Source organism: Massilia sp. CT11-108 (assembly GCF_047302915.1).
In the GTDB taxonomy this organism is placed as follows: Bacteria; Pseudomonadota; Gammaproteobacteria; order Burkholderiales; family Burkholderiaceae_D; genus Telluria; species Telluria orientalis.
Genome location: NZ_JBKYMO010000917.1, coordinates 1 through 1,288, shown reverse-complemented (window position 1 = coordinate 1,288; position 1,288 = coordinate 1). Strand labels below are relative to the sequence as shown.

The window sequence follows — 1,288 nt, the reverse complement described above, 5'->3', positions numbered from 1 at the left end:
AATACGACACAGAGGGGGAGATGCCCGTCCGGGTCGAGCGCGCGGGCGATGGCGGCAGCTTCCTCGCCGGCCTGCACCAGGATGGCGCGCGCGGCCGGGTCGTCCGCGTGCTGCAGCACGAGCGGCGCGAGCGTGGCGTACGTCGTCTGCGTGGCCTGGCCGAGCCAGACCTGGATCGCGGCGCGGTTGCCGCCGCACGCGTCGACGACGGCGTCGGCGAAGGCGCCGCCGGGCCGGCGTCCGTCGAGCACCTGTTCGATATGGTTGATGGCGGCGAGGCCGATCCAGCCGCCGCTCGCTTCGTCGCCGGCGGGGAAGCCCCAGCCGCCCACTTCGCGCCGCGTGCCGTCGGGCTGCAGCACTTCGCCGACGCTGCCCGTGCCGATGGCGACGATGGCGCCGGGACGGCCGCCGTGCGCGCCCAAAAGGGTAGAAAAAGCATCGGTTTCGAGGCGCAGCGCGGCGTAGCCGGGATTCGCCTGCTCGAACGCCTGCGCCCACTGGCGATTGTGCACGCCGGCGAGGCCCAGGCCGATGGCGATGCGGTCAAGCGAAGGTTGTTCGATGCCGGCCGCGGCGAAGGCCTGGGCGACGGCGTCCTGGACGGAAGCCCAGGCGCGGGCGATGCCCAGGCCGAGGCCGGACGGGCCGCTGGCGCCCTGGGCCAGTTCGACGACACCGTGGGGAGAAAAGCGCGCAAGGCGCACGCGGGTGCCGGTGCCGCCGCCGTCGACGCCGATGAGATAGTCGATCATATGAGTGCTGTGCCGGGAAGGTCAGGGCACTATAGGCAGCACTGATAGGCTTGTCAACAGGTATTTAATTGGTATTGTCGAGCCGGTCAGGGGAGACAAGATTGGTCTCGCCCTCCCTGCTGGAGGTATCCATGTCGACGGACGAATTGGTATTAAAATCGGTATTGTCGCGCAGCCACTCGAACAGGATCGCCATCATGAACGGACCGACGAACAGGCCGAGCACGCCCAGGGTCGAGACGCCGCCGAGAAGGCCGAACAGCACGGCGAGGAACGGCAGGTTGACGCGCCGGCCGATCAGCTTCGGGCGGATGAATTTATCGACGAGGAACAGCTCGAACGCGCCCCAGCAGAACAGGCCCAGCGCGGCACCGGAATGGCCCTGGCCCAGCAGCAGCAGCGAGACGAGCGAGAACGACAGCGGCGCGCCGCCCGGCACGAGCGCGAGATAGCCCGTGAGGACGCCCAGCAGCGCCGGCGCCGGCGCGCCCGCGATGGCGTAGGCCTGTGTGTTATACACAAATCCGAGCCCA

At 69.1% G+C, this 1,288-nt stretch carries 2 protein-coding genes; both read right to left on the bottom strand.

Going from position 1 to position 1,288, the window contains the following annotated elements:
• A partial coding sequence (locus ACEN88_RS31970) for a BadF/BadG/BcrA/BcrD ATPase family protein (protein WP_413346212.1) occupies positions 1-755 on the bottom strand: 755 nt, incomplete at its 3' end.
• 64 nt (positions 756-819) lie between these two features.
• On the bottom strand, positions 820-1,288 hold a 469-nt coding region (locus ACEN88_RS31965), incomplete at its 5' end, for an AI-2E family transporter (protein ID WP_413346210.1).